This window comes from Pseudonocardia sp. OZ21 (assembly GCF_059359135.1).
In genome coordinates this window covers 35,084-61,068 of the sequence record NZ_JCADBN010000026.1, presented here as the reverse complement: position 1 = coordinate 61,068, position 25,985 = coordinate 35,084, and the positions used below count along the sequence as shown (strand labels likewise).

The following is a 25,985-nucleotide window of genomic DNA, read 5'->3' as shown; positions in this document are numbered from 1 at the left end:
GTCCGCGGCTGTCCCGGCCACGGCTACCCGCAGCGCAGCCAGCGGCACCCGTAGGGCGGCAACGTCACCGCGATCGTCCCGTCGTCCCCGACCTTCACCGGGTCCTGGCGCGGATCGAGGACGTCCACCAGCTCCGCTCCGGCGAGCCCCGGCACCACCGGTGCGGCGTCGATCTCGGCGTCGGCGAAGTTGTGCAGCGCCACGACCGTGGTGCCGTCGGTGCCGCAGCTGTGCGCGAACACCGGCCGGGCGTCCGAGCCCGGGTCGAGCACCGTGCAGGTGCCCCACGCCAACTCCGGGCAGGCCCGGTAGCTGTCGACGAGCAGCCGCATCCAGGACAGCAGCGAGTCGGGATCGGGTCGCTGTTCCTGCACCGCCGCCCAGTCCATGTCCGAGCGCACCGCGAACCGGCCGGGCAGGCTCAGGTCCTCGCCCATGCCGATCTCCTCGCCGTAGTAGAGCACCGGCGTGCCCGGCAGGGAGAACAGCAGGCTGTAGACCATCCGGATCCGTCGCTGGTCCCCGTCGAGCATCGGCGGCAGGCGCCGGCGCAGGCCGCGGCCGTAGAGCTGCATGTCCTCGTCGGGCCCGAAGGCGTCGAAGACCTCCTTGCGCTGGGCGTCGGTGAGCTTGTCGAGCGTCAGCTCGTCGTGGTTGCGCACGAACGTGGCCCAGTGGCCGTCCTCGGGCGGGTCGGGCCGGTGCCGCAGCGCCTCGGCGAGCGGCTCGGCGTCGGCCCGCGCCAGGGCGAGGTACATCTGCTGCATGCCGATGAAGTCGAAGCACATCGTGAGCTCGTCGGTGGAACCGCCGCCGTCGTTCGCGCCGAAGAACGGCATCGTGTCCGGGTACGGCAGGTTGACCTCGCCGAGCAGCACGGACTCGCCGTTGCGCCTGCGCAGGAACGCGCTGAGGTCGGCGAGGTAGTCGTGCGGGTCGGGGAGCGACCCCGCGTCGGCCAGGCCGTCGGTCTCCAGCAGGAACGGGACGGCGTCGACGCGGAAGCCGGACAGCCCGAGCTCCATCCAGAAGCCCATGATCCGGGCGATCTCGTCACGGACCTCCGGGTTGGCCACGTCGAGGTCGGGCTGGTGCTTGTAGAACCGGTGCAGGTAGTACTGCTTGGCCTTCCGGTCGTACTCCCAGAGGCTCGTCTCCTGGTCGGGGAACACGACGCCCTGCGGACCGTCGGCCGGCGGCTTGTCCTGCCAGACGTACCAGTTGCGGTAGGGCGAGTCGGGGCTGCTGCGGGCACTCTGGAACCAGGGGTGCTGCGCCGAGGTGTGGTTGACGACGAGGTCGGCGATCACCCGCATGCCGCGGTCCCGGGCGGTGCGGATCAGCTCCACCATGTCGCCGAGGGAGCCGAGCCGTTCGTCGACGCCGTAGAAGTCGGTGATGTCGTAGCCGTCGTCCCGGTCGGGCGTGGGGAAGAACGGCATGAGCCACAGGCAGGTGACGCCGAGCCGGTCGAGGTGGTCGATCTTCTGGATGAGGCCGCGGATGTCGCCGCAGCCGTCACCGTTGCCGTCGGCGTAGGTCTCGATGTCGAGGCAGTAGATGACGGCGTTCTTCCACCACAGGTCCGAGGTGCGCGTGAGTTTCACACGGCCTCCCGGAGCTGGGGGAGGACCTTGGCGCCGAACGCGTCCAGGAACGCGTCCTGCTCCTGGCCGACGTGGTGCAGCGCGATCTCGTCGAAGCCCAGTGCCGCGTACTCCGCGAGCTGCGCGGTGTGCCGTCCGAGGTCGCTTCCGATGTGCACCGACTTGCGCACCAGTTCCAGCGGGACGTGCTCGGAGACGGCGTCGAACACCTCGGCCGAGTCGATGTCCCAGCAGGCAGGGGGCGGGAAGACGTTGCTGCGCCACTGGTCCATGGCGATCGCCTCGGCGGCCTGCTCGTCGGGGTCCCAGCAGAGGTGGACCTGCAGGTGCAGCCGGCCGCGCCCGCCCGCGTCCCGGTAGGCGGCGACGATCTCGCGCAGCGTCTCGACCGGCTGGTTGATCGTGATCAGGCCGTCGGCCCACTCCGCGCACCAGCGTGCGGTGGCCACGCTCACCGCGGCGCCGACCAGGGGTGGCGGCTCATCGGGCAGGGTCCAGATACGGGCCCGGTCGACGGTGACGAGCCCGTCGTGGCTCACCTCCTCGCCGTTCAGGAGCGCCCGGATCACGTCTACGCACTCGCGCAGGCGGGCGTTGCGGACGTCCTTGCGCGGCCAGTCGTCGCCGGTGATGTGCTCGTTGCTGGCCTCGCCGGTGCCCAGCGCCGCCCAGAACCGGCCCGGGTACATCGCACCGAGCGTGCCGATGGCCTGCGCGATGATCGCCGGGTGGTAGCGCTGCCCCGGCGCGTTGACCACACCGAACGGCAGCGAGGTGGCCTGCAGTGCGGCTCCGAGCCAGGACCAGGCGAACGCGGACTGACCTTGACGGGCGCTCCACGGCGAGATGTGGTCCGACGACATCGCCGCGTCGAACCCGGCTTCCTCGGCGCGGCGCACCGCGGCCAACAGGACACTCGGATGTATCTGCTCGTGTGAAGCATGGAAGCCGAAAAGCGTCATGACGTTCTCTACCCGCCGAACCCGCCTGCGGAATCGCCCAGTTCGTCCGGTTCCGTCACTATGTTGATCGCCGCAGGTCAGCGGTGGTGTGATCGCGGGACGCTCAGGCGGGCGGGCCCGGCTGCGGGGTCACTTCGTCCACGCGGACCCGCGCCACCCGCCTCCCGTCCATCTCGGTCACCGTGAACCGGTGGGCCCCGAGGCGCACCCCGTCGCCCGCCCGTGGCACCCGGCCCAGCCGGGTCTGCACGAACCCGCCGAGCGTCTCGTAGGGGCCGGCCGGCAGTTGCACCCCCGTCTGGTCGGCCACCTCCTCGCGGTGCAGCAGCCCGTCGAGCTCCGACTCGTCCGCGCCGGGACTGCGCTGCGGGTCGTACTCGTCCTCGATCTCGCCCACCAGCTGCTCGAGGATGTCCTCCATGGTGACGATCCCCGCCGTGCCGCCGTACTCGTCCACGACGACGGCCAGGTGCGCGCGCCGGGCGCGAAGCTCCGGGAGCGCCTCGAACAGCCGTTTCCCGTTCGGGAGCAGGGGCACGGGCCGGGCGAGCCTGCGCAGCGTCCGGTCCTCCGCGTCGGACTCGGTGTGCAGCACCGTGAGCAGATCGCGGACGTGCACGACGCCCACCACCTCGTCCGCGTCCACGCCGATCACGGGGTAGCGGGAGTGGGTGCCGCGCAGCACGGCGGCTGCCGCGTCGGCCACGGTCGAGTCGGCCTCGAGGAAGTCGACCTCCGTACGGGGCACCATCACGGTCCCGACCGAGCGGTCGGCCGCGGCGAAGACGTCGCCGAGAACACGCCGCTCCTCCTGACCGAGGCTGCGGTGCGTGCTGACCATGTCGCGCAGTTCCTCGGCGCTCACGTCGTCGTCGCTCGCCTTCGGATCCAGGCCGAGCAGGCGGACGACGGCGTCGGTGGAGACACCGAGGACCCAGATCAACGGCCGGCTCAACCTGGCCACGCGGTCGAGGACGGGGGCGACGCCGCGGGCGATGACCTCCGGCCGCTGCAGCGCAAGACGCTTCGGGGCCAGCTCACCGAGGACGAGCGAGAGGTAGGAGATCGCGATGGTGACGACGATGAACGCGATCGAGCCCGCGACACCCGCAGGCAGCCCCCATCCGCTCAGCACGCCCGCGAGCGGCTCGGACAGCGTCGAACCGCCGTACGCCGCGGAGAAGAACCCGGCCAGCGTCACACCGATCTGCACCGCGGACAGGAACCGGTTGGAGTCCTCGCGCAGGTGCGCGACCCGCGCGCCCCGCCGGTCCTGCTCCGCCATGCGACGCACCTGGGCGTCGCGCAGCGTGACCAGCGCCATCTCCGACGCCGAGAAGAACCCGCCGATCAGCACGAACAGCAGGACGAGGCCCAGGCTGAACAGGATGTCGTTCACGGCCGCGATTTTCCCAGTAGGTCATCGGCGGGATTCGGCCCGGGCGTCAGGAGGGGCGACTCGCGCACCCGAAGAGGGCGACTCGCGGGGCGGGAGCGGGCGACTCGCGGGTGGGTGGCGTCAGCGGCGGCGGTTCGCCGCGGCCGCGGTCGGACTCGCCATCAGCTTCTCCAGCAGTGAGGTGAGCTGGGTGGCCTCCTCGTCGGACAGGGCGGACGCCCACCTCTGCTCCCGCTCGTTGTGGGCGGCGAAGGCGGCGACGAACACCTCCTCGCCGGTGGCGGTGAGCGACAGTTCCGTGGCCCGCCGGTCGTGTCCCGCCTTGCGTCGCGTCACCAGGTCGTCGCGTTCGAGGGTGTTGACCAGCGCCGACACCGCCGCCCGGCTCATCCCCGCCAGCTGGGCGACGCGCTTGGACTCCAGCGGGCCGCCCACCCACAGCACGAACAGCACCCGGAACCCGGCCCACGACCAGCCGTGGGGCCGATGCACCGCCGACTCGAGGTCGTAGACCATCGCGTTCGACGCGCGGTAGAGGCTCAGGACCAGCCGCATCGCGTGCGCGTCCACTGTGGGCAGGGCGCGCACGGTGCGCTCCACCGCGACATTGACGAACGACCAGTAGTCCACGTCGGATGAAGGGTCGGACACACGGGCAGCGTATGCGGCCGGTTGCGGTCCACAGTCCGGGCTCATTCGACGGCGACGATGGTGCGTCCGGTGCGGTCGGGCACGGCCAGCGCGAAGATCGCACCGAGGACCGGCCCGACCACGCCGAGCGCGAGGGCCACCGGCACGGAGCCGCCGATGCTGAGCGCCGCCAGCGGGAACAGGCCGGCGCCGACGCCGCGCCCCGCGTAGTAGCTGGTGTTGGAGCCGGCCGACCGGATGCGGGTGGGGAAGAACTCGGCCATCCACACCCCGAGCACGCCGAACCCGCCGCTGCCCGCCGCGCACAGCATGACGGCCCAGAAGGTCTGGTCGGTCCAGAAGTGGACCGTCACGTGCGCCGAGCCGGTGGTCACCAGCAGCAGCAGCCAGCCGAATCCGACCACACCGACGAGCACGGACACGAAGAACGCGGACCTGCGGCTGATGGCGTCGGAGAGCGCGCCGGTGAGCGGGTAGGTGATGGCCGTGATCACCAGCCCGAAGAGCACGATCAGGCTGGCCGTGCCGAGCGGCACCTTCTCGACCTGCACCAGGAACGTGGTGAGGTAGGAGATGAGCGAGTTGGTGCTGATGAACATCGCGCTGGCCAGCACGATGAACAGCACGGTGCCGCGGACGTGCTCGCGACGGAACAGGTCGCTCAGCGGGACCTTGGCCGGGCGCATCCGCTCGGGCACCCGCCCGGCCGCGAGCTCGCTGCGGTAGTGGCGCCACTGCTCCGACTCGGGCAGGGTCAGGGCGGCCAGCAGCCCGATCACCAGCGTCACGACGCCGATCACGATGTAGCCGCCGCGCCAGCCCTCGGCCTCGCCGAAGCGGACCGTGCAGAAGTAGACGATGCCCTCGGTGACGATCTGACCGGCGAAGTACATGGACTGGATCGAGCCGCCCATGGCGCCGCGCCTGCTGGTCTTCCAGCTCTCCGTGAACATCGAGTAGGCCAGCCCGAACAACCCGCCCATGCCGACGCCGGCGATCAGCCGGGTGACCAGGAACAGCCCGTAGGTGGGGGCGAGGCCGCCGAGCACCGCCGCCACGCCGAAGATCAGCACCGAGCCGGTGTAGGTCCAGCGCCTGCCGAAGCGGTCGCCCAGCCAGCCGCACACGAGGCCGCCGAGGATGGACGCGAACCCCTGCAACGTCGTGACCTGCACGATCTGGATGGTGCTGACGTGCAGGCTGCCGGCGATGTAGGCCATCGGGTAGCCCACGAGGTTCAGCTCGGCGCCGTCGAACAAGGTGCCGAGGAACGCGAACACGAGAACGCGTCCGGCTCCCTGGCGGAGCGAGCGGGCCTCGGCTGGGGACGCGGCCCTGCTGACTGTCGACATCGACTTCCTCTGCACGGATGTGGTGGGGGTGCGGCAGGGCCGGGGAGTGCTCACTCCGGCAGCGGGCGTCCCCGGGTCTCGGGGCAGAACGGGGCGGTGATCAGACCGACGATGTAGATCAGCCCGACCACGGTGGCGGCGATCCCGTAGCCGCCGAGCTTCGAGATGATCGCGCCGGAGAGCAGCGGTCCCAGGAACGCGACGAAGCGGGCGGCGTTGAAGACGAACGCCGAACCCGTCGCGCGCAGGTGCGTGGGGTAGAACTCGGGGAGCCAGACGGGCATCCAGGTGTACTGGCCGAGGGTGAAGAACCCGTTCACGACGAGGACGACCACGATCAGCCGCAGGTCGTGGGTCCAGAGGAACAGCACCGGGGTGAGCACCAGCGACCCCGCGAAGTACAGCAGGACCGTGGGCTTGCGGCCGTAGCGGTCGGCGAGGAAGCCGAACGCCACGTACCCGGCGATCGCGCCGATGTTGTAGATCATGCCGGCGAGGCTGGCCCAGCTGGACGCGCTGTGCCCGGCCTTCACCGCGACGTCGGAGACGTAGAGCGGCACCCAGGTGGAGATGCCCCACCAGCCCAGCGTGGTCACCAGCGACATGATCGAGCCGAGGATCGTGAGGCGTCGCAGCTTCGGGTCGGCGAAGATCTGGCGCAGGGTCAGGCGGGTGTAGGCCTGCTCGCTCTCGGTCAGCCGGCCGGGGCCACGCTCGCGCAGTTCCGCGCGGCGGCGGTGGGCCTTGGTCCACTGCTCCGACTCCGGCACCGTTCGGCGCAGCCAGAGCGCGAACAGCGCGGGCAGCACGCCTATCAGGAACATCAGGCGCCAGGAGTCGGGCCCCAGCGGGGCGATGAAGAACCAGCAGGCCGAGGCGATGAAGAAGCCGAGCCCGAGGCCGCACTGCATCAGGCCGGCCGCCTTCGCCCTGGCGCTGCTCGGCCACATCTCCGCCACCAGCGACGTCCCGGTGCCCCACTCCGAGCCGAGGGCGAACCCGGTGATGAAGCGCAGCACCAGGAACGACTCCCACGACCACGACAGCGCGCTGAGCCCCGTGAACGCCGCGTAGAGCACGATCGCCGTGATCAGCGTGCGCCGCCTGCCGAAGTAGTCGGCGAAGACGCCGCCGAGGATGCCGCCCATGCCCCAGCCCAGCAGCGTCACCGCGATGGTGGCCCCGGTGAGGAACGCGAGCGAGCCGGCGGGCACTCCGGGTGCGAGCCGGTGCAGCACCGTGCTCGCGGTGAGGATGAGCGCGTAGGTCTCGAACCCGTCGAACAACCAACCGAGGTTCGCTGCGATCAGCGAACGCCACTGGGAGCGGTCGAGGCCGCTGCGCCAGGAATTCCGTGCGACAGCGATGTCGTGCACCGAGGTCCTCCTCCGTCGTCCGGCGGCGATGAGCCTGCCCGCTGGACGAGTTGTCCTATATGCAGGACATCTGATCCGGTGCCGGACGCTATGGCAGAGCGAGATGTGCCGTCAAGGCGCCGCGCGTGGCCGATGTGGGGGCGCCCGGAAGTTCAGGAAAGCCACTTTCCTGCCCTCTGCGGGCCTGAAAGTGGCTTTCCTGAACTTCGTCCCGGGGCCCGGCGGGGGGCGTTGGGTTACGTGGGGGGGAGGGTGCCGCCGGTGCGTTCCGTGATGCGCTGCGCGCACTCGCGGATCAGTTCCCCGGCCCGTGCGGCGGCCGGCTCGTCGAGCTCGGAGGAGAACGCCAGCGAGCACAGCACCATGCTCACCCGGCCCCGCTCGTCGAAGACGGGGGCGGAGACGCCGGACTGTCCGAGGTCGTACTCGCGGATGCTGACGCCGTAGCCGCGCTCCCGGGTCTCGGCGAGCACGCCGCGCAGCGCGTCGCGGTCGACGACGGTCTCCGGGGTGAAGGCGGTGAGCCCGTACTTGTCGATGAGCCGGTCCACCTCGGTGGGGTCGGACCAGGCGACGAAGGCGCGCATGATCGCCGGCGCGGAGAACGCGAAGGTGTCGCCCAGGCCGACGGTGATCCGCACGCCCTGTGCCCGGTCGGCCTTGGCCAGCACCGCGTACTCGGAGGAGCCGTGCCTGCGCACCGCGAAGGTGAGGTAGCCCAGCCGCTTGCTGAGGTCGTCGAGCTCCTGCTGGACGACCTCGCGCGTCCAGTCCTGGGAGGTGTCGACCATGGCCAGCAGGCGCGGGCCGAGCCACCAGCCTGCGCGGTCGCCCCTGGTGGCGGCCCAGCCGGCCCGTTGCAGGGTGCCGAGGATGTTGTAGCAGGTGCTGCGGTTGAGCTCGAGATCCTCGATCAGCACCCCCGAGGGGACGGGTTCGGGCCAGTCGCGGGCGATCCGCTCCAGCAGTCGCACGGCGTTCATGACCGCGGGCACATCGCTCGCCATCACGCTCCCCTGTCTCTCCGTACACGCTGCGCGACCAGACGGTAGCCGAGGCGTTCCGGCCGGGCGGTGGTCGGGTTGACGCCCGTCCCGAGCCCTGCCTAGTGTCCTGCATAGGAGATAACTAGTCCAGTATGGTGGTCATGCTATGAAGCTGAGTTCCTCGTTCTGGGTGCCCGCTGCCCCGGAGCGTGTGTTCACGCACTTCCTGGATCCGGACTCGATGCAAGCCTGCGTCCCGGGCTGCCAGGAGCTGGTGAAGGTCGACGACACGCACTACCGGGGCCGGCTGGTGAACGAGGTCGCGCATGTCCGGTTCAGCGCCGGCTTCACGGCCGAGATCACGGAGCTGTCCGGCCCGGGGCGGGTACGGGCCACTCTGCGCGGCGAGGACCGCAGGCTGGGCAGCACGATCAAGATCGAGGCGGACCTGTCGGTCCGCGAGGACGGCGCAGCCGACCGGTCGTGCGTGGAGTTCGGTCTCGACGTCGCGCTCTGGGGCAAGATCGGCCGGCTCGGCGAGTCGATCGTGCGGCGCCGCACCGAGGAGGTGGAGCGCCAGTTCGCGGCGGACTTCTCCCGGGTGTGCGCCGCCGGGCCGCCGGGGCCGGAGAACAGCGCGGTGCGCGAGCTGCTCGCGGGTACGGGTACGGGTCGTCGCGCGGCTGCGCCCGTGACCGTCCCGGAGAAGCCGGTGCCGGACAACCCGGTGCCGGAGATGTCGGTGCAGGCGGAGCCCGTGCCGACGACCGCGCCCCGGGCCGCGACCACGCGCCGGCTGCCGTGGTGGCGGCGCCTGCTGGCGCTCCTAACCGGCCGGACCGCGGCGGCCAGGCGATGACGGCAGGGATGGCAGCGCCTCTCGGGGCGCCCACGCTGCACCGCCCGGGCACGCTCGACGAGGCCTGCGCGCTGCTGGCGAGCCTGGACGATGCGATGGTCTACGGCGGCGGCACCGCGGTGCAGATCCTCATCAAACAGGGTGTCCTGTTCGCCTCCGACCTGGTCGACCTCTCCCTGGTGCCCGACCTGGACGGGATCGAGCGCACCGACACCGGCCTGCGGGTGGGCGCCATGGTGAGCCTGCGCCGGATGGAGACCGACCCGGTGGTGCGCCGGGTGGTGCCGCTGGCGGCCCAGGTCTACGGCCACGTGGCCAACCCGAGGGTGCGCAACACCGCGAGCGTCGGGGGGAACCTCGCCCACGGCGACTACCGGCTCGACCCGCCCACCGCGCTGATGGTGCTGGGTGCCCGCGTGGAGCTCCGCAGCAGTGCCGGCGTGCGGCACGTCCCGGTGCGCGACTTCTTCGTCGCCTTCCAGGAGACGGCCGTGGCGCCCGGTGAGCTGGTGACCGCGGTGGAGATCCCCGCCCAGACCGGGTCGTCGTCCGGGTTCACGAAGCTGAGCAGCCAGTCGGTCAACGACTGGCCGTGCGCCTCGGCGGCCGCGCTGGTGACGTCACCGGTGCGAGGGCAGCGAGAGCTCCGGCTCGGACTCGGCGCGCTGGCCGAGGTGCCGAAGTACGTGAGCGTCGACGTGCCGAGTGACGCCGGGGTGGCCGATGCCGTGCGGCTGGGCCAGGAGGCCGCGGGTCCCGCGATCGACCCCATCCCCGACATCCGCGGGGGAGCGGATTTCAAACGACGCCTCGGCCTCGTCGCGGTCGAGGACTCGATTCGAGCGGCCTGGGGTTCGACGGGCGGCACCGATGCCGATGCCGCCGGCAGGTCCACAGGAAAGGAGGACTCGGATGCTCGGCGAAACTCGCGTCGCCGCTGGTGGCGCAGTCGGTGAACGGTGGGCGCGCACCGATGCGCGGGCGAAGGTGCGTGGGGAGCTGCTCTACGCAGCCGACCAGCCGCTGCGCCCGTGCCTCGACGTCGTGGTGCACCGCAGCACCCGGCCCCACGCGCTGATCGGTTCGGTGGACACCGAGCGGGCCATGGCGGTGGACGGCGTGGTCGCGGTGGTCACCGGAGCGGAGCTCTACAAGCTCTTCGGGAACGCGTTGATGACGGGCCCGGCTTTCTCCGACCAGCCCTGCCTCGCGGTGGACCGGGTGCGCTACATCGGTGAGCCCGTGGCCGCGGTGCTCGCGCGGGGGCTCGCCCCGGCGCGGATGGCCGCCGACGAGATCGAGGTCGACTACACCGAGCTGGAGCCGGTGCACGACGTGGACGTCGCCGTCGCCGGTGCCCCCTACGTGCACGATGTCCTGCGCCCGTCGGTGGTCTTCGGCGACCTGAAGCACCTGCGCGGCAAGCGCGACACCAACGTCAACTACGAGTACACCCTGCGCCGGGGCGACGTGGCCGAGGCGGCCGCGGTCGAGGGCGGCCGCACGGTGCACGAGGAGTTCTGGTGCCCGCCGACGCACCACGTGCCGATCGAGCTGCCGTTCACCGCCGCGTGGCGGGACGGGGACCGGCTCGAGATCCTCTCCGCGACGCAGACCCCGTCCTACGTCCGGCAGTCGGTGGCCGACCTGCTCGGCATCCCGCTGAACGCGGTCCGGGTGCGGAGTGCGCCGCTGGGCGGCAGCTTCGGCGCCAAGATGTACGACCGGCTCGAGCCGCTGGCCGCCGTGCTCGCCTGGACGCAGCGCACCGCCGTGCGGATCACGGCCTCCCGCGAGGAGGCGTTCCTGCTCACCACCCGCCACGGCGCCGCGGTGACCGGCAGCATGACCGCCGACAAGGACGGCCGCATCGTCGCGGCCACCGCCGACGTGCGCTACGACACCGGGGCGTACGCCGACGTGGGCCCGCGGATCACCGCCAAGTCCGGGATGGTGGCCACCGGGCCGTACCGCGTGGAGAACGTGGACGTCCGCTCGCGCTGCGTCTACACCAACAAGCCGTCGGCGGGCCCGTTCCGCGGCTTCGGGGTGCCGCAGGTGACCTGGTCGCACGAGTCGCTCGTGGACGAGCTCGCCCGGAGCTGCGGCGTCGACCCGGCGGAGTTCCGGCGGCGCAACCTGCTCCGCGAGGGCGACGTCGCACCGGTCGGCACGCCGATGCACAGCGCCGACTTCGCGGGCTGCCTGGACGCCGTGACCGAGGCGATCGGCTGGGACGCCCCGCTCCAGCGTGAGGAGGGGCGGCTGCGCCGGGGCCGCGGCGTCGCCGTCGGCGTCAAGGCCGTGCTGACCCCGACGATCGCCAACGCGGTGCTCCAGCTCAACCAGGACGCCTCGGCCACCCTGCTGATCAGCACCGTGGACATGGGGCAGGGCAGCGACACGATCATGGCCCAGATCGCCGCCGAGGCACTGTGCCTCGGCGAGGGACAGGTCCGGGTGGTGGCGGCGGACACCGACGTCACCCCCTACGACACGATCACCGCGGGCAGCCGGTCCACCTACCACACCGGCAACGCGGTGCGCCGGGCCGCGGAGTCCATGCGCGACAAGCTGCTCGACCTGGCAGCCGAGCGCTTCGGCGTGGCCGTCACCGACGTCAAGCTGACCGGGGACGGCCTGGTCAGCGCCGAGAACCAGCAGAAGGTGTCGATCCCCGAACTGCTCCACGGGCACTTCGGCGCGCGGGGCACCACCCTCACCACCGAGGCCAACTTCACCACCTCCTGGGTGCCCTACGACCACGAGACCGGCCAGTCCGAGCGGGTCACCGAGCACTGGTTCGCCGGTGCGGTGGCCGTGCAGCTCACGGTCGACACCGCCACCGGCCGGGTGCACGTCGAGCACCTCGCCGTGGCCGGCGACGTCGGCCGGGCGATCAACCCGAAGCTGGTGGAGCAGCAGCTCACCGGGGCGGCGATCATGGGTGTCGGCCACGCGCTGTTCGACCAGATGGTGTTCGACGAGGGCCAGATCGTGAACGGCACCCTGCTCGACTACCAGCTGCCCTCCGTGCTCGACGTGCCCGACAAGATCACGCCGATCATCGTGGAGAGCCCGCACCGCAGCGGGCCGTACGGCGCCAAGGGCGTCGGCGAGACCACGATCATCCCGCTCGCCCCCGCGGTGGCGAACGCGGTGCGCGACGCCATCGGCATCCGTTTCCCCCGGCTGCCGCTCACGCCGGAACGGATCCTCACCGCACTCGCCGAGCAGGAGGCCGGGGCATGACCACGGATGTGCAGATGACCGTGAACGGGGTGCGCCACCGCGTCGCGGTCGCGGACGACGACCTGCTGCTGGAGGTGCTGCGCAGCCTCGGCATCACCAGCGTCCGCGAGGGCTGCGGCGTCGGGGCCTGCGGGGCGTGCACGGTGCTGGCGGAGGACCACAGCGTGAGCAGCTGCCTGGCCCGCGCGATCCGTTACGACGGGGTGCCGCTCACCACCGCCGACGGGCTGGCGGAGGACGACGACGTCGTCGAGGAGTTCGTCGCGGCAGGCGCGATGCAGTGCGGCTACTGCATCCCCGGGTTCGTGCTGATGGGGCACGAACTGCTGGCGCAGAACCCGGCCCCGACCCGCGAGGAGATCGCGGCGCACCTGGAGGGCAACATCTGCCGCTGCGGCACCTACCAGGAGATCTGCACCGCGATCGAGGCCACCGCCCGCCGCAGGCAGGCCGAGAACGAGCGGCGGTCGGCATGAGGGTCGACACCGCGCGGGGCACGTTCGAGATCACCGCAACGGGAGACTCCGGTCGCCCCCTCGTGGCTCTGCACGCGCTGGCGCTGTCGGGACGGGTGTGGGACCCGATGGCCGCGACGATGGCCGCGAACCGCCGGGTGCTCGCCCCGGACGCCCGCGGGCACGGCGGCTCCGGCTGGGACGGCGGCCCGTTCGGCATCGCCGACCTCGCCGACGACGTGGCCGCGATCATCGAGGCCGTGGCCGAGGGTCCGGTCGACGTGGTCGGCCTGTCCATGGGCGGCAGCACCGCGATCGTCCTCGCCCAGCGCCGTCCCGACCTCGTCGCGCGCCTGGTGCTGGCCGACACCACCGCCGACTACGGCCCGGACCGGGCGGCGCAGTGGATCGAGCGCGCCGAGAAGGCCGTGGGTGTGCCGCGGGAGAAGCAGGTGGCCTTCCAGGTCGACCGCTGGTTCTCGCCGTCCTTCGTGGAGGCGCACCCGGACGAGGTGCGCCGGGTGTCCGACATCTTCGTGGCCACCGACTCGCGGGCCCACGCCGCGGCGTGCCACGCGTTCGCCGGACTGGAGGCGGAGGCCGGGCTGGGCGACATCCAGGCCCCGACCCTGGTGCTGGTGGGACGCGACGACTACGCGACGCCACCTGCGATGGCGCAGGTCCTGGCGGCCGGCATCCCGGACGCCCGCCTCGAGGTGCTGGACAACACGCGGCACCTCAGCCTGATCGAGCGACCGGACCTCTGGCCGCTCGTCGAGAAGCACCTGGACTCCTGAGGAGCGCACCGGCATGACGACATCCACCCCGCCCGGTGACGAACCGCTGCTGAGCCTGCGCAGCCACATCGACGCCGTCGAGAAGATGGGCGAGCTGCGGCACGTCCGCGGTGCCCACTGGGACCTCGAGCTGGGCGGGATCGCCGAGGTCAGCTACCACCTGCCGCATCCGCCGGCCGTGCTGTTCGACGAGATCACCGGCTACCCCGCCGGCATGCGGGTGCTCACCGGGAGCACCGGGTCGTCCCGTCGCTTCGGCGCCACCCTGCGCCTGGGCGACGACCTCGACGACGCGGCCCTGGTGGACGCGCTGCGCGGCAAGCCCTCGCGCTGGGCCGCGGCCGCCACCGACTTCCCGGTCGAGCCCGTCGACACGGCGCCGCTGCTCGCGAACGAGGTGCCGGGCGACGAGGTCGACCTGCTGAAGTTCCCGGTGCCGCGCTGGCACGAGCACGACGGCGGCCGGTTCATCGGCACCGGCTGCTTCGTGGTCACGAGCAACCCGGAGACCGGCGTGCACAACGGCGGGTGCTACCGGATGGAGGTGCAGGACGACGGCCGCAGCACCACGATCGCGGCCGTCCCGGGCAAGCACGGCGCGCAGAACATCGAGCGGTGGATCGCGCGCGAGGGACGCGCACCCGTGACCGTCTCGTTCGGGCACGACCCGCTGCTGCTGGCGCTCGGCGGCACCGAGGTGCCGGGCGGCGTGTCCGAACTGGAGTACGCGGGCGCGGTGCTCGGGCAGCGGGTCCCGGTGGTGATCGCCCCGGACACCGGCCTGCCGATCCCGGCAGGCAGCGAGATCGCCGTCGAGGGCTGGCTCACGCCCGACAACATGCGCGAGGAGGGGCCGTTCGGGGAGTGGACCGGCTACTACTCGGGACGGCGCCGCCCCTGCCTGAACCTCTCGATCACCCGGCTCTACCACCGCGACGACCCGATCCTGCTCGGAGCGCCCCCCGGCCGCCCGCCGCACGACTACTCGTACATGCGCACCGTCATGAAGTCGGCGATGATCCACGACGAGCTGGTGGCCATGGGCGTGCCGGGCGTCACGGCCGCCTGGGCGCACGAGTCCGGGGGCGGCCGGCTGTTCGTCGCGGTGTCGCTGGAGCAGCGCTACCCGGGTCATGCCCGCCAGGTCGCCCACCTCGCCGCCCAGTGCCCCGCCGCCGCCTACATGAACCGGTACGTGGTGGTGGTCGACGACGACATCGACCCCTCCGACCTGGAACAGGTCATCTGGGCCATGTCCACCCGCAGCGACCCGGAACGCGACATCGAGACGATGCGCTACGGCTGGGGCAGCAAGCTCGACCCGATGCTCCCCGAAGGCGCCCCCGCCTACAACAGCCGGGCGATCATCGACGCCTGCCGCCCCTTCGAACGCCGAGCCGACTTCCCCCGCGTCGCGGAGAGCAGCCCGGAGTACCTGCACGGCGTCCGCCAGAAATGGGGCCACCTCCTGACCACCCCCACCCCCTGACCCCACCCCGCGAGTCGCCCGCTCCCTCCCCGCGAGTCGCCCGTTCCCGGCGCGCGAGTCGCCCGTTCCTGGTGCGCGAGTCGCCCGGATTCCGTGCGCGAGTCGCCCGCTGTGGCCCCGCGAGTCGCCAGCTCGCTCCTTGATCGCCGCGAGATGCGGGCTTCGGATGTTCGGAGGGCGAAGAGGCGGGCCTCGCGACGATCTTGCTTGCTTGATCGCTACGAGATCCCGGTCCTGGCCCCTCCGAGGGCGAAGCGTCGTGTCTCGGATCAATCTTGCTGGTCGCCGCGGTCCGGGGCCGCATGCGGCCGGCGGCGCGGTCCCCGGTGCGTGACCCTTCGGCCCCGCGAGTCGCCCGTTCCCGGCGCGCGAGTCGCCCGGATTCCGCCCGCGAGTCGCCCGCGCCGGTTTTCTTGATCAGTGTGAGACGCGGGTTTCGGCCCTTCGGGGGGCGACAAGGCGGGTCTCGCAGCGATCTTGCTGCCTTGGTCGCTACGAGATCCGCGGTTTGGCCCTTCCGGGGGCGAAGAGCCGGGTCTCGGAGTGATCGGGTGTCCGGGGTCAGGTGCCCTGTTCGAGTACGTCACGCAGCACGCGGAGTCCGGCGTGGACCTCGGTGAAGCTGGTGCTGAGGGGGGCGAGGCCGAGGCGGATGCCGTCCGGCTCGCGGAAGTCGGGGATCACGCCGCGTTCCCAGAGGTGGGGGAGCAGGTCGCGGAACCCGGCCCGGCGAATCGTGACGTGGCCGCCGCGGCGGCTGGGGTCGCGGGGGGAGGCCACCTCGACGCCGTACGGCGCGAGCCAGGCGTCCACCAGTTCCAGCGCGAACTCGGTGAGGGCCACGGACTTGGCGCGCACGGCGGCGATCCCGGCCTCCTCGAGCTGGTCCAGCGCCGACAGCAGCGGCACCATCGCCAGGATCGGCGGTGTCCCGCTGACCACGCCGCGGACGCCGTCGGCCGGCGCGTAGCCGGGGCCCATCAGGAAGGGGTCGCGGCGGCCCATCCACCCCTGGATCGGCTGGCGGAGAATGCCCTGCAGGTCGCGGCGGACGTAGCCGAACGCGGGGGAGCCGGGGCCGCCGTTGAGGTACTTGTAGGTGCAGCCGACGGCGAGGTCCACGCCCCAGGCATCGAGTTCCAGCTCCACCGAGCCTGCGGAGTGGCAGAGGTCCCAGAGCACCAGGCCACCGGCGTCGTGGACGATCCGGGTGATCGCCGGGGCGTCGGCGAGCCACCCCGACCGGTAGGCGATGTGGCTGAACAGCACCAGCCCGGTCGCCGGCCCGACGACGGACGCGACCTGCTCGGACGTGACCCCTTCGGCGGGGTCGGGCTCGATCCAGCGCAGGACGCACCCGCGCTCCGCGGCGATGCCCTCCAGCACGTACCGGTCAGTAGGGAAGTTGTCGGTGTCGAGGACGATCTCGCGGCGGCCGTCGAGGGCCTGTGCGTCGACGGCGGCGCGCGCCAGCTTGTAGAGCAGCACGGTGGTGGAGTCGGCGACGACGGTCTGCCCGGGGGCCGCGCCGAGCGCGGCGGCGGCGATCCGGTCGCCCACCAGGCCGGGCCAGTCCATCCACGGCCGGGCCGAGCTCGCGCCGGCCGGCCTGTCGCTGGTCCATCCCCGGATGAGCCCGCCGCCCCACTCCTCGCGGACGAACCGCTCGAGCCGTTCGGCGGTGCCGGCCAGCGGGCGGCCGAGGGAGTTGCCGTCGAGGTAGGCCACCACATCGGGGGTGGGGACGAAGCGGTCGCGGTGGGCGGCGAGCGGGTCGGCGGCGTCCAGTTCGGCGGCGCGCGAGGCGAGGTCGAGGGTGTCCGCGGTCATGAGCCGATCTCCGTGCGCACCGCGTACAGCTCCGGGAAGAATGTGAGCTCCAGCGCCGCACGCAGGAACTTGACCCCGCTGGAACCCCCGGTGCCGCGCTTCACCCCGATCGTGCGTTCCACGGTCTTGAGGTGACGGAAGCGCCAGAGCTGGAAGTTCTCCTCCAGGTCCACCAGCTCCTCGCAGGCCTCGTAGGCCTCCCAGTGCTCGTGCGAGTGCTCGTAGATCCGACGGAAGACGGGCACCAGCTCGGGGCAGAACGTGTGCGGCTGCGTGACGTCGCGTTCCAGCAGCGCGCGCGGCACGTCGTGGCCGTGGCGGGCGAGGTAGCGCAGGAACTCGTCGTAGACGCTGGGCCGGGCCAGCAGCTCCGCGAGCTGGGAGCGGGCCCGCTCGTCGTGGCCGAAGAGCTGGAGCATCTCGGCGTTCTTGTTGCCGAGCACGAACTCGACGGCGCGGTACTGGTCGGACTGGAACCCCGACGACGTGCCGAGGAAGCTGCGGAACTCCGCGTACTCGGACGGGGTGAGCGTGGCGAGCACCGACCACTGGTCGGTGAGGGTGCGCTGGATGTGCTTCACCCGCGCCAGCCCCTTGAGCGCGGGCCGCAGGTCGTCGGCGGCCAGCTGGGCCTGCACGGCGCACAGCTCGTGCAGCACCAGCTTGAGCCACAGCTCCGACGTCTGGTGCTGCACGATGAACAGCAGCTCGTCGTGGTGCTCCGGCCTGCTCACGGGGTGCTGGGCCGACAGCAGCTCGTCCAGGTGCAGGTAGGCACCGTAGGAGAGGTTGACCCGGCCCTCGCGCGACCTGTCGACGCCGAACTCGCGGACGATGCCGTCCTCGAGCGGGCGGCTGCCGCCGGTGTCGCTCATGGGTGGAACCTTAGGACCTGCCCCGCTCGGTCACCGTGTGTCGATTGTCGCGCCGAGGGGACCGGCCCGTCCGTCAGCTGCCGCCGGGCTTGCCCCCGAGATGCTCCTTGAGCTCCTTCATCACGCCGCTCGGAGCGTCGACCTTCCGCAGCCCCTTCAGCGCCCCGACGAGGTCGTCACCGGCGCCGTTCTTCTTCGCCAGCCGGGCGAGGGCCGTGCCGTACATCGGGTAGTACGCGGGGCTACCCGACGCCCGTGACGCCATGCGGCATTCGTCGAGGCAGGTCTCAGAACTCCGTGCCGTGCTGGGGGAGGCGGTCGGTCAGGAACGCGGCGTCGACGTGGCGCAGCGCGACCGGGTCGTCGCTCTCCAGCAGCCCGCCGCGGGCGAGTGTCGCGGCGCGCTCCCCGCCGAACAGCAGCGGGCCCAGCCCCGCGATGTCCACCACGACCGAGGGGCCGCCCCCGGCCACGCGTTCGCACTCGGCTCCGTCCGGGCCGCCGCGGAGCCGGAACCGGCCGCCGAGGTCGAGGAACGAGTCGTGCACGTCGAGGACGACGTCGAGCTCGGTGCGGTACCGGCGGGCCGACAGCGCGGCCGGTACGTCGAGGACGCGGGCCCACATGCCGTCCCGTAGGCGGGTGGTGCGTACCTGCCGGGGGTCGGCGAGCAGGTGGCCCAGCGGGTCGTCGAGCGGGTGGGACCACAGCGCCACCGTCTCCACGAGGTCGAGGGCCAGCAGCACCCGCCACAGTGCGGCGTGCGCCTCCGCGGTGACGCTGACCAGCTCCACCACGCGACAGGTCCGCTCGCCGTGCTCGATGCGGTAGGAGGCGTAACCGTCGGCGTGGACCAGGTGGAACAGCGCCGTGCCGCCCCCGCGCCGCGACTCGCGGTCGAGCATGTGGTTGTCCCACCACGCCTCGCTGCGGCTGAGTGCACCCGGGACGAGAGCGGTCCAGCGGCGGTGGATGTCGGGGAACAGCAGCCGTGCCTCGTTGCCGTCGATCTCCCGGACGCCGCCCGGGTCGGGCGCGCCGGCACGGAACGTGGCGCGGCGGCGCGTGATCTCGATGGCACGGTGCTGGGTGGTGATGCCGTAGCCGAAGCGGCGGTAGATCGCGCCCTCGCTCGCGGTGAGGAGCGAGACAGCGGAGCCGTCGGCGGCGAACCCGCGGTGCTGCTCGGCCATCAGTGCGCGCAGGATGCCGCGGCGCCGGTGGGTGACGGCCACGGAGACCCAGGTGACGCCGGGCGCGGGCAGCGTGGCTCCGCCGGGCAGCGTGACGTCGAACGGGAACGAGCCGGTGACCCCGATGATCGGGCCGTCCTGCTTCGCGCCGTCCTCGGGATCCTGGGCCAGCAGGTAGCGGTCGGGCTCGAACAGCGGCCGGAAGTCCTCGATGTCGGTGTCGCTGTAGTGCACCCCGAACCCACGTCCGTCCGTGATGGTGATGGCGCGGAGGTCGTCGGCGGTGGCTCGGCGCAGGGCGGGGGCGGCATGCGGCACGATCAGTGATTGTGACGGCCGGGAGGCGCGTCGTCGACCGGTTTGCCGGGGTCAGGACGGCTGGGGCTTGCCGAGGTCGACCAGCACCTCCCGGTAGAGGTCGTGCAGCCGCCGGGCCCACCCGATCGCCTCGTACTCGGCGAGGAACCGCGCCCGCGCCGCCGTGCCGAGCCGCTCCCTCCGTGCGCCGTCCTCGGTGAGGGCGACGAGCGCGTCGGTGATCGCGGCGGGGTGCAGGGCGACGAGCACACCGGAGTCGGCCGTGACGATCTCCGGGACGCCCCCGACCCGGGTGGCGACGGCCGGGACACCGGCCGCCATCGCCCGCAGCAACGCCGTGGGCGCCGCACCGGAGCGGGCGGTGTGCAGCACCAGGTCAGCCGCCCCGAGCAGGGCCGCAGGCTCCTGGTGACGGTGCACGAACCGGACCCGCTCGGCCAGGTCGTCGCTCGCGTCCACCCGCGACTCCAGCCACGGCCGCAGCGGGCCGTCCCCGGCCAGCGCGACCCTCAGGCCGAGCCCGTCCGGAAGGGACTCGAGCGCCTCGAGCAGGAGCTCGAGTCCCTGGTCGCGGCGCATCGGCGCCGTGCTCACCGCGAGCACCTCGCCGTCGCCGACCCCGAGGGCGCTGCGCCTGCGCTGCCGCTCGGCGGGATCGACGGGACCGGGGTCGGTGACGCCGTTCGGGACCACCACGAGGTTCTGCGCGGGCCCGGCTCCCGACAGGCCGCGGTACCACTCCCGTTGCACCTGCGAGATCGCGATCGTGCGGGCCATGAACCGCTGCCGGGCGAGGATCTTCGCCGTGCGCTTGAACCGGTCGATCCGGTCGGCGGGCAGGTTCTCGATGCGGTGCAGGGTGGACACGGCGGGCACCCGGTTGCGCAGCGCCGCCGCCGCGCCGACCACGTCGGCAGGCGGGAGGTGGGTGTGCACGAGCTGCACCTGCTGTTCCCGGACCAACTGCGCGGTGCGGCCCACCGCGCGCGGGTCCCACGGGCCGAGCCCCAGCTCCAGCACCGGCACGCCGAGCCGCTGCAGGGCGCTCACCTGGCTCGTCTCCGACGTGGACGCCAGCGCGATCACCAGGAGCTCCATCCCGGTGTCCTGCGCGGCGCCGGCGAGGTCGACCAGGCCGATCTCCGGTGCGTCGGGGTGCAGGGTCGGGACGAGATGCGCGATCTTCACGGGCCCTCAGGGTACTGACGCTCGCCCGCAGCGTCTCGGGGACACGATGCCGATTCATATGTCCACGTGGGGCCGGTGGCCGGGCAGGATGGGACGTCGACGGAAAGGTGGGCACATGGACGTGCGTCGACCGGTGGGCCCGCAGCACGAGGGCGGATCGGACGCCCCGCTGATCCTCTTGTCGGACGCGTCGACCGCGGTGGAGCGAGGGCTCGTCGAGGACTGGATGCGGCAGGAGGAGCTGCGCCCGGTCGCGGTCCTGCCGGTCGCGGGCCCCGCGCTGGCGTCGACGCTGGCGGAGTCCGGTGAGGACGCCGTCGTCGCCGCGGTGCGGGTGGCGTGGATGCCCCGGGAGCGTGGCGGCCAGCGCCGGGTGCGCTGGGTGGACGTCATCGCGCTGCGCAACCCGCGCCACCCCCCGTCGAGCCAGCAGGCGCGCATCGTGCGGCGGGAGCCGGACCGGGTGGCCGTGGTGGTGGCCGAGCCCGCCACCGTCGGGTCCCTGCGCGCCCGCTTCACGGCCCGCCGCCCCGGCGCAGCGGCGGGGTTCGGCGACTTCGTGGCCCGGCAGGCGGCGCTGGCTCTCGACCGGGCCGAACGTGCGCTGGTCGGCGACCGGTACAAGGTGCCGCGGCAGATCGTCGAGGTGATCGAGAGCAGCCCGGAGTTCCGCCGCGACGTCGGTGAGCTCGCGGCCCGGCTCGGGCGTCCCGAGGAGGACGTGGCGGCGAAGGCGCGGGCCGACCTGCACGGCCTGGTCGCCTCGATGAGCCCGATGGCCGTCGACCTGCTGACGGCGGCGGTCCGGCCGCTGCATGCCAGAGCGTGGGACGTCCAGGTGGACAGCGCGGGCCTGGAGAAGCTGCGCGAGCTGAACCGGCGCCACCCGCTGGTGTTCCTGCCGAGCCACCGCTCCTACGCCGACCCGTTGCTCCTGGCCGAGGTGCTCGCCGAGCACAACTTCCCCCGCAACCACGTGCTCGGCGGCGATAATCTGCGGTTCTGGCCGGTGGGTCCGCTGGCCAAGCGTGCGGGCATCGTCTTCATCCGGCGCAGCTTCGGCGACGACGAGATCTACAAGCTCGCCGTCCGCGAGTACTTCGCGTTCCTGCTGGCCAAACGGTTCAACCTGGAGTGGTACATGGAGGGCGGCCGCTCCCGCACCGGGAAGCTGCGGCCGCCGCGCTACGGGCTGCTGGCCAACGTGGCCGAGGCCGTCGAGCGGGGCCGTACCGAGGACGTCCACCTGGTGCCGGTCTCGATCACCTACGACCAGCTGCGTGAGGTGTCGGCGATGGCGGCCGAGCAGGCCGGGGCGCCGAAGAAGGGGGAGGGGCTGGCCTGGCTCGCGCGGTACGCGAAGGCGCAGCTGCGCCCCATCGGCGCCGCCCACGTGCGGTTCGCCGAGCCGATCTCGCTGCGCGACGCGCTCGGTCCGGCCCCGGCCACGACGGATCCGGACGCGCGCAGGCTGGCCCTGCAGAAGGTGGCGTTCGAGGTCGCCGTGGGGATCAACCGGGTCACGCCGGTCGTGGCGACCGCGCTGGTCACCCTCGCGCTGCTGGGCGTTCGCGACCGGGCGCTCACGCTCGGGCAGGTGCAGCGCGTGCTGGAGCCCGTGCGTTCCTACGTCCGGAGCCGGGGCTGTGCGATCGACGTGAACCGGCCCGACCCGCTGGACACGGCGGCTGGTGTCCGCCGCGTGCTGGCCGCGCTCGCCGAGTCGAAGGTCGTCACGGTCTACACGGGCGGGGAGGAGCCGGTGTACGCGATCGAGCGCGGCCAGCACCTGATCGCCGCGTTCTACCGCAACAGCGCCATCCATCACTTCGTGGACCGGGCGATCGCCGAGCTCATGCTGCTCAGCCCGGCGGAGGACCGCTGGGAGGAGGCGATGCGGCTGCGCGACCTGCTGAAGTTCGAGTTCTTCTTCCCGGACCGGGAGAGCTACCGGGCCCAGCTGTCGGGAGAGCTGCGGCAGCTGCACCCGGCGTGGGAGACCGAGCCGGGGGAGCATGTCCTCGCGGGCGCCGACTTCCTCATCGCGCACCGCGTGCTCCGGTCGTTCCTCGACGCGCAGCTCGTGGTGGCCGAGCGGCTGGCGGCCCGTGCGGCAGCGCGGCCGGTGGTGGAGAAGACCTTCCTCGACGAGTGCAGCGGCGTCGGCCAGCAGATGCTGTTGCAGGGGCGGCTGCACGGCCCGGAGTCGCTCTCCCGCGAGCTCTTCGGCAGCGCGCTGAAGCTGGCGGCCAACCGGGACCTGCTGGGCTCGGCGGACGACCCGGCGGCGCAGGATGAGCTGGCGCGCCGGCGGGAGGCCTTCGCCGCCCAGCTACGTGACGCCGTCGCCCGGGTGATCCGGATCGACGAGATCGACGCCGCGTCGCGGCGGGAGGCGGTAGGAGTCGAACCGTGAGTACCGGTACCAGTGGCTCGACCGGCCAGGGCTGGAGCGAGGAGCAGCTGCTCGCCGACGTCGAGGCCGGTCCGCAGGGTCCGCGCGTCGGCGCGTTCTTCGACTTCGACGGCACCCTGATCGACGGATACTCCCTCGGTGCGTTCGCGCGTCACCACATGCGTTCCGGGCACGTCACTCCGGGCGACATCGGGCGGATGCTCCTGCTCGGCATGCGCGGGCTCACCACGGAGGAGGACTTCGAGGACTTCTTCGTGCTCGGCATGCGCGCCTGGGCGGGTCGCCACGAGGACGAGCTGACGGAGCTGGGGGAGCGGCTGTGGACCCAGGCCGTGGCCGGCTCGCTGTACCCGGAGGCGTGGCGGCTGGTGGAGGCGCACCGCCGGGCCGGGCACACCGTGGTGCTGGCGTCGTCGGCCACGAGGTTCCAGGTGGAGCCGGCGGCGCGGGCGATGGGGGTCGACCACGTGCTGGTGACGCCCGTGGAGATCGAGAACGGGCTGTGCACCGGCCGTCCGGGCGGACCGCCGCTGTGGCGGGCGGGCAAGGCCGCCGCGGTGCGGACGTTCGCCCAGCAGCACGGCATCGACCTCGCCGAGAGCTACGCCTACTCCAACGGTGACGAGGACGTGCCGTTCCTGTCCACCGCGGGGCGCGCGCGGGCGCTGAACCCCGGACCGGGGCTGGCCGCCGAGGCGGCGCGGAAGGACTGGCCGATCGCGCGGTTCCGGTCGCGGGGCCGGCCGGGAGCCCGGGAGCTCGCCCGCACGGTGGGGGCGGTGGGCGGCACGCTCGGAGGGTTCGCCGCCGGGCTCGCGCTCGGTGCGCTCAACAGCGTGGCGGGGGAGGGCACCAGACGCGAGGCCGTCGACCTCGGGCTGACGCTGGCAGGCGAGCTGGGCACCGCGCTGGGCGGGGTGCGCCTCGACGTCCGCGGCGCGGAGCACCTCATGGCCGCCCGCCCCGCGGTGTTCCTGTTCAACCACCAGAGCCAGCTCGACGTGCTGATCCTGGCGAAGCTGCTGCGCAGCAACTTCACCGCGGTCGCGAAGAAGGAGGCCGCGAGCGTGCTCGGGTTCGGGCTGGCGTTCCGGCTCGCCGACGTCGCGTTTGTCGACCGTAGCGACTCGACTGCCGCGCGGGCGGCGCTCGAACCCGCGGTGCAACGGCTGCGGGAGGGGATCTCGCTGGTCATCGCGCCCGAGGGCACGCGGTCGATCACCCCGGCGCTGGGCCGGTTCAAGAAGGGCGCGTTCCACGTCGCGATGCAGGCCGGGGTGCCCATCGTGCCGATCGTCATCCGCAACGCGGGCGAGCTGATGTGGCGCGGGGCGTCCACGCTGCGGGAGGGCACGGTGCAGGTGGCCGTGCTGCCGCCGATCCCGACCGACGGGTGGACGGTGGAGGAGCTGGATCGTCACATCGAGGAGGTTCGCGGCCGCTACGTCGAGACGTTGACGCACTGGGGCGATCCCGCCACGGGCTCCGCCCCGAGCGGAAAGGTCGCCGTCACCGACGGGCCTGCCGGACCCGTCGGTGCTCCGCTCGACGCGCGACCCCTGCGGTGGGGCACCGCGCCGGAGATGAACGCGCTGGAGACGGCGATGTGGCGGGGCGAGGCCGCCGACCCGCGGCTGCGCTCGAACGTGACGTTGCTGGAGCTGCTCGACCCGGCACCGGTCTGGGAACGGCTCGTCGCCTCGCACGAATGGGCGTCCCGGATGGTGCCGCGGATGCGGCAGCGGGTGGTGGAACCGGCGCTGGGAATCGGGGCGCCGACCTGGGCGACCGTCGACCACCTCGACCTCGTCCACCACCTCGCGCGGGTGCGCCTGCGCTCCCCCGGGACGATGGCGCAGGTTCTGGAGGTCGTGCAGGAGTTCGCGGCGACACCGTTCGACCGCAGCCGGCCGCTGTGGCGGGCGCTGCTGGTGGAGGGGCTGGAGGGTGGCCGCGCCGCGTACGTCGTGACCACGCACCACAGCGCCACCGACGGGCTCGGCGCCGTGCAGCTCATGGGCATGCTGCACAGCCGCTCGCCCGAACACGACCCGCACCGGCCCGAGCCGCCGGAACCACATCCGGAACGGCCGGTGTCGCCCTTCGGGCTGCTCACCGACCAGCTACGGCGCACGGCCCGCGAGGTGCCCGGCGAGGTGCTCCGGCTCGGCGGAGACGTGCTCGGCGCGCTGACGAGGCCGGAGGCGGCCGCCCAGCACGCCGTCGACGCGGTGCGCTCGCTCAACCGGGCGGTCGCTCCGCCGTCGTCGACGGGTGGGTCACCCCTGCTCGCGCAGCGCAGCGGCCGGTGGCACTTCGAGGTGCTCGACGTCCCGTTCGACGAGCTGCGAGCCGGGGCGAAGGCGGCCGGTGGGTCGCTGAACGACGGCTACCTGGCCGCGGTGCTGGGCGGTTTCCGGCGCTACCACCAGCACTTCGGCTCCGACCTGGGCACCATCCCGATCGGCATCCCGATCAGCCTCCGCACCCAGGACGACCCGCAGGGCGGCAACCGGTTCACCGGAGCGCGGCTCCCCGGCTCGCTCGCCGAGCCCGACCCGGCGGCCCGGATCCAGGCCGTGCGGGAGTTCGTGCTCACCGCCAGGGCCGGCACGGGTGTGGACGTGGTGGGGCTGCTCGCGCCGGCACTGACGTGGCTGCCCGGTTCGGTGCTGGGCCCGGCGTCGGCCCGGTTGACCTCGGCCAACGACGTGCAGGTCAGCAACCTGCCCGGCGTGGGCCACCCGGTGTACATCGCGGGCTCGCGGATCACGCACATGTACCCGTTCGGTCCGCTGCCGGGAGTCGCGGCGACGATCACCCTGCTCTCCCACGACGGCACGTGCTGCATCGGCGTCAACCTCGACCCCGCGGCGATCACGGAGCCGTCGGTGCTGGTGGCCGGGATGCGCGCCGGCCTGGACGAGGTGGTGGCGCTGGCCGGCTCCACGGGAGCGGGCCGCCGGTCGCGGCGGTGAGC

The 25,985-nt window shown here is 72.5% G+C and carries 20 protein-coding genes; 8 read left to right on the top strand and 12 right to left on the bottom strand.

The annotated features are described in order from the left end of the window. Window positions 1–23: 23 nt before the first annotated feature. The 7 genes from AC5L35_RS35165 to AC5L35_RS35135 form a co-directional block, all read right to left on the bottom strand. Window positions 24–1,607, bottom strand: coding sequence for an alpha-amylase family protein (locus AC5L35_RS35165; RefSeq protein WP_495064078.1), 1,584 nt, complete (start codon window positions 1,605–1,607; stop codon window positions 24–26). After that, the gene (locus AC5L35_RS35160; RefSeq protein ID WP_495064077.1) at window positions 1,604–2,569 is read right to left on the bottom strand and encodes a TIGR03885 family FMN-dependent LLM class oxidoreductase; all 966 of its coding nucleotides are present in this window, start codon (window positions 2,567–2,569) and stop codon (window positions 1,604–1,606) included. The genes AC5L35_RS35165 and AC5L35_RS35160 overlap by 4 nt, the downstream gene beginning before the upstream one ends. Window positions 2,570–2,672: 103 nt before the next feature. Continuing rightward, entirely contained in the window at window positions 2,673–3,968 is a 1,296-nt protein-coding gene (locus tag AC5L35_RS35155) for a hemolysin family protein (protein ID WP_495064076.1), read from the bottom strand. 120 nt (window positions 3,969–4,088) lie between these two features. Then, window positions 4,089–4,619 (bottom strand): MarR family winged helix-turn-helix transcriptional regulator, encoded by a 531-nt coding sequence (locus AC5L35_RS35150; RefSeq protein ID WP_495064075.1) that lies wholly within the window; start codon window positions 4,617–4,619, stop codon window positions 4,089–4,091. Window positions 4,620–4,660: 41 nt separating this feature from the next. Next, the gene (locus tag AC5L35_RS35145; protein ID WP_495064074.1) at window positions 4,661–5,971 is read right to left on the bottom strand and encodes an MFS transporter; all 1,311 of its coding nucleotides are present in this window, start codon (window positions 5,969–5,971) and stop codon (window positions 4,661–4,663) included. A gap of 50 nt (window positions 5,972–6,021) precedes the next feature. Next, window positions 6,022–7,347: an MFS transporter gene (locus AC5L35_RS35140; RefSeq protein ID WP_495064073.1), complete on the bottom strand. Its 1,326-nt coding sequence runs from the start codon at window positions 7,345–7,347 to the stop codon at window positions 6,022–6,024. 236 nt (window positions 7,348–7,583) lie between these two features. Further along, a complete protein-coding gene (locus AC5L35_RS35135) occupies window positions 7,584–8,354 on the bottom strand; it encodes an IclR family transcriptional regulator (RefSeq protein ID WP_495064072.1) in 771 nt (256 codons plus the stop codon). A 145-nt stretch (window positions 8,355–8,499) separates the two neighbouring features. On the opposite strand from AC5L35_RS35135, the gene AC5L35_RS35130 reads away from it, so the two are divergent. Genes AC5L35_RS35130 through AC5L35_RS35105 form a run of 6 tightly spaced genes read left to right on the top strand, consistent with a single transcriptional unit; the run spans window position 8,500 to window position 15,185 of the window. Then, window positions 8,500–9,192 carry an SRPBCC family protein gene (locus tag AC5L35_RS35130; protein ID WP_495064071.1) on the top strand — a complete coding sequence of 231 codons (693 nt, stop codon included), beginning with the start codon at window positions 8,500–8,502 and terminating at the stop codon, window positions 9,190–9,192. Between the two features lie 8 nt (window positions 9,193–9,200). Further along, window positions 9,201–10,148 (top strand): FAD binding domain-containing protein, encoded by a 948-nt coding sequence (locus tag AC5L35_RS35125; RefSeq protein WP_495064070.1) that lies wholly within the window; start codon window positions 9,201–9,203, stop codon window positions 10,146–10,148. After that, window positions 10,105–12,444, top strand: a complete 2,340-nt coding sequence (locus AC5L35_RS35120) for a xanthine dehydrogenase family protein molybdopterin-binding subunit (RefSeq protein ID WP_495064069.1) — start codon at window positions 10,105–10,107, stop codon at window positions 12,442–12,444. The genes AC5L35_RS35125 and AC5L35_RS35120 overlap by 44 nt, the downstream gene beginning before the upstream one ends. Then, window positions 12,441–12,920, top strand: a complete 480-nt coding sequence (locus tag AC5L35_RS35115) for a (2Fe-2S)-binding protein (RefSeq protein WP_495064068.1) — start codon at window positions 12,441–12,443, stop codon at window positions 12,918–12,920. The genes AC5L35_RS35120 and AC5L35_RS35115 overlap by 4 nt, the downstream gene beginning before the upstream one ends. Beyond that, window positions 12,917–13,696, top strand: coding sequence for an alpha/beta fold hydrolase (locus AC5L35_RS35110; RefSeq protein WP_495064067.1), 780 nt, complete (start codon window positions 12,917–12,919; stop codon window positions 13,694–13,696). The genes AC5L35_RS35115 and AC5L35_RS35110 overlap by 4 nt, the downstream gene beginning before the upstream one ends. A gap of 13 nt (window positions 13,697–13,709) precedes the next feature. Further along, on the top strand, window positions 13,710–15,185 hold the full coding sequence (locus tag AC5L35_RS35105) for a UbiD family decarboxylase (RefSeq protein ID WP_495064066.1): 1,476 nt from the start codon (window positions 13,710–13,712) through the stop codon (window positions 15,183–15,185). 561 nt (window positions 15,186–15,746) lie between these two features. Here the strand turns inward: AC5L35_RS35105 and AC5L35_RS35100 are convergent. The 5 genes from AC5L35_RS35100 to AC5L35_RS35080 all read right to left on the bottom strand — a co-directional run bounded on the left by AC5L35_RS35100 (window position 15,747) and on the right by AC5L35_RS35080 (window position 20,589). After that, complete coding sequence (locus AC5L35_RS35100) at window positions 15,747–17,015, bottom strand: kynureninase (protein WP_495064065.1); 1,269 nt, start codon at window positions 17,013–17,015, stop codon at window positions 15,747–15,749. Further along, window positions 17,012–17,890: a tryptophan 2,3-dioxygenase gene (locus AC5L35_RS35095; RefSeq protein ID WP_495064064.1), complete on the bottom strand. Its 879-nt coding sequence runs from the start codon at window positions 17,888–17,890 to the stop codon at window positions 17,012–17,014. The genes AC5L35_RS35100 and AC5L35_RS35095 overlap by 4 nt, the downstream gene beginning before the upstream one ends. Window positions 17,891–17,963: 73 nt before the next feature. Further along, complete coding sequence (locus AC5L35_RS35090; protein ID WP_495064063.1) at window positions 17,964–18,155, bottom strand: hypothetical protein; 192 nt, start codon at window positions 18,153–18,155, stop codon at window positions 17,964–17,966. Between the two features lie 22 nt (window positions 18,156–18,177). Next, the gene (locus AC5L35_RS35085) at window positions 18,178–19,401 is read right to left on the bottom strand and encodes a GNAT family N-acetyltransferase (protein WP_495064062.1); all 1,224 of its coding nucleotides are present in this window, start codon (window positions 19,399–19,401) and stop codon (window positions 18,178–18,180) included. Window positions 19,402–19,452: 51 nt separating this feature from the next. Then, window positions 19,453–20,589 carry a glycosyltransferase gene (locus AC5L35_RS35080; protein WP_495064061.1) on the bottom strand — a complete coding sequence of 379 codons (1,137 nt, stop codon included), beginning with the start codon at window positions 20,587–20,589 and terminating at the stop codon, window positions 19,453–19,455. Window positions 20,590–20,704: 115 nt separating this feature from the next. On the opposite strand from AC5L35_RS35080, the gene AC5L35_RS35075 reads away from it, so the two are divergent. Both AC5L35_RS35075 and AC5L35_RS35070 read left to right on the top strand, forming a co-directional pair. Continuing rightward, entirely contained in the window at window positions 20,705–23,005 is a 2,301-nt protein-coding gene (locus tag AC5L35_RS35075; RefSeq protein WP_495064060.1) for a glycerol-3-phosphate 1-O-acyltransferase, read from the top strand. After that, the gene (locus tag AC5L35_RS35070; RefSeq protein WP_495064059.1) at window positions 23,002–25,983 is read left to right on the top strand and encodes an HAD-IB family hydrolase; all 2,982 of its coding nucleotides are present in this window, start codon (window positions 23,002–23,004) and stop codon (window positions 25,981–25,983) included. The genes AC5L35_RS35075 and AC5L35_RS35070 overlap by 4 nt, the downstream gene beginning before the upstream one ends. Window positions 25,984–25,985: the final 2 nt, after the last annotated feature.

What these genes read in the sequence shown, in the direction of transcription:
- AC5L35_RS35160 (WP_495064077.1), bottom strand. Translation starts at nt 2,569, where the DNA reads ATGACGCTTTTCGGCTTCCATGCTTCACACGAGCAGATACATCCGAGT.
- AC5L35_RS35145 (WP_495064074.1), bottom strand. Translation starts at nt 5,971, where the DNA reads ATGTCGACAGTCAGCAGGGCCGCGTCCCCAGCCGAGGCCCGCTCGCTC.
- AC5L35_RS35135 (WP_495064072.1), bottom strand. Translation starts at nt 8,354, where the DNA reads ATGGCGAGCGATGTGCCCGCGGTCATGAACGCCGTGCGACTGCTGGAG.
- AC5L35_RS35130 (WP_495064071.1), top strand. Translation starts at nt 8,500, where the DNA reads ATGAAGCTGAGTTCCTCGTTCTGGGTGCCCGCTGCCCCGGAGCGTGTG.
- AC5L35_RS35125 (WP_495064070.1), top strand. Translation starts at nt 9,201, where the DNA reads ATGGCAGCGCCTCTCGGGGCGCCCACGCTGCACCGCCCGGGCACGCTC.
- AC5L35_RS35120 (WP_495064069.1), top strand. Translation starts at nt 10,105, where the DNA reads ATGCTCGGCGAAACTCGCGTCGCCGCTGGTGGCGCAGTCGGTGAACGG.
- AC5L35_RS35115 (WP_495064068.1), top strand. Translation starts at nt 12,441, where the DNA reads ATGACCACGGATGTGCAGATGACCGTGAACGGGGTGCGCCACCGCGTC.
- AC5L35_RS35110 (WP_495064067.1), top strand. Translation starts at nt 12,917, where the DNA reads ATGAGGGTCGACACCGCGCGGGGCACGTTCGAGATCACCGCAACGGGA.
- AC5L35_RS35105 (WP_495064066.1), top strand. Translation starts at nt 13,710, where the DNA reads ATGACGACATCCACCCCGCCCGGTGACGAACCGCTGCTGAGCCTGCGC.
- AC5L35_RS35100 (WP_495064065.1), bottom strand. Translation starts at nt 17,015, where the DNA reads ATGACCGCGGACACCCTCGACCTCGCCTCGCGCGCCGCCGAACTGGAC.
- AC5L35_RS35095 (WP_495064064.1), bottom strand. Translation starts at nt 17,890, where the DNA reads ATGAGCGACACCGGCGGCAGCCGCCCGCTCGAGGACGGCATCGTCCGC.
- AC5L35_RS35090 (WP_495064063.1), bottom strand. Translation starts at nt 18,155, where the DNA reads ATGGCGTCACGGGCGTCGGGTAGCCCCGCGTACTACCCGATGTACGGC.
- AC5L35_RS35075 (WP_495064060.1), top strand. Translation starts at nt 20,705, where the DNA reads ATGGACGTGCGTCGACCGGTGGGCCCGCAGCACGAGGGCGGATCGGAC.